The following is a 4,710-nucleotide window of genomic DNA, read 5'->3' as shown; positions in this document are numbered from 1 at the left end:
GGCCAGCCTCAACGACGACGGCCTGCCCGTGGTGGAGTTCCGGCAGGGCTGGGTCAGCATGGCGCCCGCCGTGAAGGAGCTGGAGCGGGCCATCCTCGCCGGGCGCTTCCGCCACGGGGGCAACCCGGTGCTGCGGTGGAACTTCGAGAACATCCAGCTCCACGTGGATCAGGCCGGCAATCGGTCGTTCCACAAGGGCAAGAGCGGCAACAAGATCGACGGGGCGGTGGCAGCAGCCATGGCCGTGGCGCGCTGCGCCGCGGGCGAGGGCCAGTACACCACGGACGCCCCCTGGTTCGAAGACGACATGTGGACAGCCTGAGGAGGCACGAACTTTGGATATCAGCATCTTCGATACCCGCCAGAAAGCGGCCGCCGGCGTCGACATCCCCCTCGTCATCGACGGCGAGACCATCATGGGCGACGACAACCAGCCCGTCATGTTCCGCATCAAGGGCGCCGCCGATCCGACGGTGATGCAGGCGCTCGTCAACGGCGTGAAGCAGAGCGCCGGCGGATCGCCGCAGCAGATCGAGGCCGGCGAGATGAAGCTGATCCGCGCTGCCGTCATCGGCTGGAGCGACAACTGGGGCATCGGCAACGATGCCAAGGGCAAGCCTGTGAAGGTCACGTTCTCCAAGGAGACCGTCGAGAAGGTCTTCGGCATCCCGGCCATCCGGCACGCGATCATGCAGGAGATCGCGAAAGACAGTCACTTCATGAACCGGGCCTCGGCCTGAGCCCACTCTGAGAGGTTAGGACCGCCATGGCTGGAACCATCATCGGCAGCTTGCGAGTCGCCCTAGGGCTGGACTCGGCCGAGTTCGCGGCCGGCGCGGCCAATGCCGAAGCCGCCACGACGCGCCTGGGCGGCGCGCTCTCGCGGCTGGACCGACCGGTCGCGAACACGGGCCGCGCCGTCTCCAGCCTCGGGCCGAAGTTCCAGAACGCGAGCTTCCAGCTCCAGGACATGATTGTCCAACTCCAGGGCGGCCAGAAGGCAAGCCTCGTCCTGGCTCAGCAGCTCCCGCAATTGGCTGGAGGCTTCGGAGCCTTCGGCGCCGCGCTAGGCTTGGCGGCGGGGCTCTCCATCCCGTTCCTGGCCCGCATGGTGGACACCCGGTCCGTGCTCGACGCTGCCGGACAGAGCCTCGGCAACCTCGTGGGCATCCTGCCATCCTTCGGCAGCGCGACTGGCGGCATCAACAGCATCCTCGAGACCGTGGCCGGCAACCTTGACCGGATCGCCATCTACGGCGCCACCGCCGCCGCCCTCTTTGCCGGTCGCTACGTCGCCGGTCTTGCCGCCGCCGCTGTGGCGACCGGCTCCCTGTCCGGCGCCCTTCTGGTCCTGCGCGGCGCTCTCGTCCGGACCGGCTTCGGCGCCATCGTCGTCGGCGCCGGTGAGCTGGCCTACCAGTTCACAAGGCTGGTCGATGGGGCTGGAGGCTTCGGGAACGCGCTCAGCCTTCTGAGCGACGTGGCCAGCGAGGTCTGGGGCCGCATCGGGGATGGGATGGGCTACCTCGCGGCGCAAGCGGCCTACGTCGCCGCCCAGGTGCAGGCCAGCTTCCTGGACGCCTTCCTCAACATCGGCATTGGCTTCGTCGCGATGACACAGAGCATCGCGGCCGGCCTGAATAAGGTCATCCCGTTCGCCGACCCGATCAGGGGGCTCTCCAACAGCATTCTCGGCACAAGCAACATGTCGGGCGGGAGTAGCGGCCTTGCCGGTCTGGCGAGCGACGCGACGGACCAGATGGAGAGGCTGCGGGCGGCAGCGACCGGCCTTGGTGACGACCTCACCGCACCCCTGGAGAGCCTCGGCGCGCTCCGTGATGCCATGAACAGCGCCGGCGGCTCCGCCATCGATCTGAGCGGCGCCCTGGGCGGCGGCGGAGCTGGCGGGGCTGGCGGCTCCGGGCGCCACGGTAGGGGAGGTGGAGGCGGCGTCGCGGGTGCGGCCAAAGTCGCGCGCGAGGCGGTCGAAGCGGCGGCGCAAGCCATCACGCGCGCCATGCCGGCTGCGACCGAGCAGGCCCTGGCCTTCAACGCCGCCCTGCAGGACGCGGCCATGACCGCGAGCGAGGTGGGCGAGAAGAAGGCTCAGATCCTCATCGACGGGATTGATGGGGTGGCCGATGCGTTCGGGGACTGGATCTCCAGCGGCTTCCGCGACTTCAAGGGCTTTGTCTCCTCGGTCCTCGGCTCCTTCAAGTCGATGCTCGCGCAGATGATCTCGCTGGCCGCGCGCAACCGGATCATGCTCTCCATGGGTATCACCGGAGCGGGCGTGGCAGGCCCGGCCGTGGGCATGGCGCAAGGCGCAGGCATCCCCGTCCCGGGCGGGGCGGCGGCCGGCGCAATGGGAGGGCTGGGCGGCTTCCTGGGCAACATCGGGACCGGCTTCGGCAACGTCGTCTCCGGCCTCTTCTCGGGTGGCCTGGGCGGGGCGGGGACCGCCATCAGCGAAGCCATGGCCGGGGCCACGTCGGGGCTCGCGGGCCTCGGCACAGCCATCGGCGCCATCGCGGGTCCGGCGGCCCTCGCCATCGGCTTGTTCTCGGCCATCAAGGGCAAGACGGAACTTCTCGACAGTGGCTTGCGCGTCACCCTCGACGGCTTCAACGCCCTGGTGGAGACCTTCGACACGGTGAAGAAGACCCGGTTCTTCGGCCTCTCCTCCTCGACCTCGACCTCCTACGGTCCGGCCGGCAAGGACATCGCGAACCCCATCAAGGACGCCTACGCCCAGATCGGCGACAGCATCCTGGATATGGCCAAGGTGCTCGGCAAGGGCCGCAAGGACTTCCGCGACTTCAGCTACGACTTCCAACTCTCGCTCAAGGACATGACGGCTGAGGAGCAGGTCCAGGCGGTCACCGAGAAGTTCGGCGAGGTCTCCGACAAGCTCGCCGTCATGGCCGGCGCCACGGCCCGGTTCTCAGCGGAAGGCGAGACGGCGACCCAGACCTTGGAGCGCATGGTCGCATCGTTCGGAGTCGTCAGGGATGCGACCCGTGACCTCTGGGGCGAGAACCTCAAGGCCGGCGAGGCGGCAACCAAGCTCGCCACCCGCATGGTGGAAGCGGCCGGCGGGCGCGATGCGTTCCGGATGGCGGTGGAGGTGTTCCGCACGGGGTTCTTCAGCCTGGAGGAGCAGGCCAACACCGCGCAGCGCGTCTTCGCGCGGGGCCTTCAGGAGCTCGGCGTCACGGCCCGCATCGAGAGCGAGGCGGACTTCCGCGCCGTCGTGGCGAGCCTGCGTGAGCGGGGGATGAAGGTGAAGGCGAGCGGCCTCATGGCTCTGGCCGACGAGTTCAAGACGCTGCTCGACCTGCGGGACCGCGCGGCGCAGGAGGCGGCGGACAATCTGGCCAAGAGCGCCCCGCCGTCCAACCCCCAGAGCGCACTCCACGACCAATACACCGCGCTCTTGGGCCAGATTTACGAGGCCGAGGGCAAGATCGGCGAAGCTCGCAAGCTGGAACTCGCGGCCATGCCCGAGTCGCTCCGCTGGATGAAGGAGCGCCTCTTCGCTCTCGAAGACGAGGCGGCGGCGCAGGCCAAGGCTCAGGCCGTTGCCGAGGAGGCCGCCCGGAAGGCCGAGGCCCTGGCCGATGCGCGCCAAGGGATGCTGCGGGAGTACTACGAGGTCACGGGCAACGTCATCAAGCTCCGCAAGATGGAGCGCGACGAGACCGACCCGCTGCTGCGGTCTCTCTATGACAAGATCGAAGCCGCCAAGGCCGAGAAGGCCGTCGCCGACGAACGCGCGGACCTGGACCGCCAGATCCTGGAAGCGCGTGGCGACACGGTGGCGCTGCTCAAGCTGGAGCGTGACGCCCTCGACCCGCTCAACCGCAAGAAGTTCGATGCCCTCCAAATCGCCAAGGAGCAGGCCGCCATCGAGGACGAGCGCGAGGGCCTGATGCGGCGGCTCTATGAGGCCACCGACAACCAGGCCGCCCTCGATGCGCTGGAGCTCAAGGGCACCCTCGGCGCCAACCAGGCGCTCCTCCTGCACGTCCGGGCCATGGAGAAGCAGAAGGACGCGGCCGAGGAGGCCCGAGCCGCGATTGACGCCCTCGTTCCCGAGGACTTCGCCACCCGCTTCGACTTCCTGCAGGCCAAGGGCCGGGCCTCCGCCGCGCTCTACGGCGGGGTCACGGGCACGACGGCGACCGGCGTCCCGCTCGCCACGGTGCCGGTGCCGTCCGTCCCGGCCAGCACGGCAACTACCATCGCCACCCTTGAGGCCGAACTCAAAAAGCTCACCAAGGTCGTTGAGGCGTTCCAAACCGAGCAGCGGCAAATCGGGTTGAAGGTCGAGAGGAACACTAACAAGAGCGCCCAATACCTCGACGAGGCGGTCACTGTCGGCATGCCAACTTATGCCCTGAAAGAGACGAGGAGATAGGGCAGGATGCGCCCTGGGTGATCTGGCCCCCGTTTGACCGAACACTCAGGCGGTTGCGGTTTGGGCGGCGATGAACTCGCGAGGCGAGCGCATTTTCAGCCCGGAGTGCGGGTGGTGGGCGTTGTAGTCCTCGAACCAGCTTGGGAGCAATCCGAGGACAGCGGCAGCGTCCGGCAAGGGCGTGACCTGGACGTAGTCGCGCTTCAGGGTGCGGACGAAGGCCTCGGAGATGCCATTGCTTTGGGGGCTCTTCACGGGCGTGAAGCAGGGCTTCAGCCCGAGCTGGCGGG

The 4,710-nt window shown here is 68.3% G+C and carries 4 protein-coding genes; 3 read left to right on the top strand and 1 reads right to left on the bottom strand.

Features of this window, described 5'->3' with window-relative positions:
* The 3 genes from RUMESO_RS02120 to RUMESO_RS02110 form a co-directional block, all read left to right on the top strand.
* Positions 1 to 322 (top strand): terminase TerL endonuclease subunit (locus RUMESO_RS02120; RefSeq protein WP_037277734.1); only part of this gene is annotated, 322 nt, incomplete at its 5' end.
* 13 nt (positions 323 to 335) lie between these two features.
* The gene (locus tag RUMESO_RS02115) at positions 336 to 740 is read left to right on the top strand and encodes a hypothetical protein (RefSeq protein ID WP_037277733.1); all 405 of its coding nucleotides are present in this window, start codon (positions 336 to 338) and stop codon (positions 738 to 740) included.
* A 26-nt stretch (positions 741 to 766) separates the two neighbouring features.
* On the top strand, positions 767 to 4,420 hold the full coding sequence (locus RUMESO_RS02110; RefSeq protein ID WP_037277732.1) for a hypothetical protein: 3,654 nt from the start codon (positions 767 to 769) through the stop codon (positions 4,418 to 4,420).
* A 45-nt stretch (positions 4,421 to 4,465) separates the two neighbouring features.
* Here the strand turns inward: RUMESO_RS02110 and RUMESO_RS02105 are convergent.
* A partial coding sequence (locus tag RUMESO_RS02105; RefSeq protein ID WP_037277710.1) for an integrase core domain-containing protein occupies positions 4,466 to 4,710 on the bottom strand: 245 nt, incomplete at its 5' end.

Origin of the sequence: Rubellimicrobium mesophilum DSM 19309 (genome assembly GCF_000600335.2) — a bacterium.
In the GTDB taxonomy this organism is placed as follows: domain Bacteria; phylum Pseudomonadota; class Alphaproteobacteria; order Rhodobacterales; family Rhodobacteraceae; genus Rubellimicrobium; species Rubellimicrobium mesophilum.
This window is presented reverse-complemented; position numbering and strand designations above follow the sequence as displayed.

Bases quoted from the DNA above. Each gene is read 5' to 3' on its own strand.
- RUMESO_RS02110 (WP_037277732.1), top strand. From the start codon at position 767: ATGGCTGGAACCATCATCGGCAGCTTGCGAGTCGCCCTAGGGCTGGAC.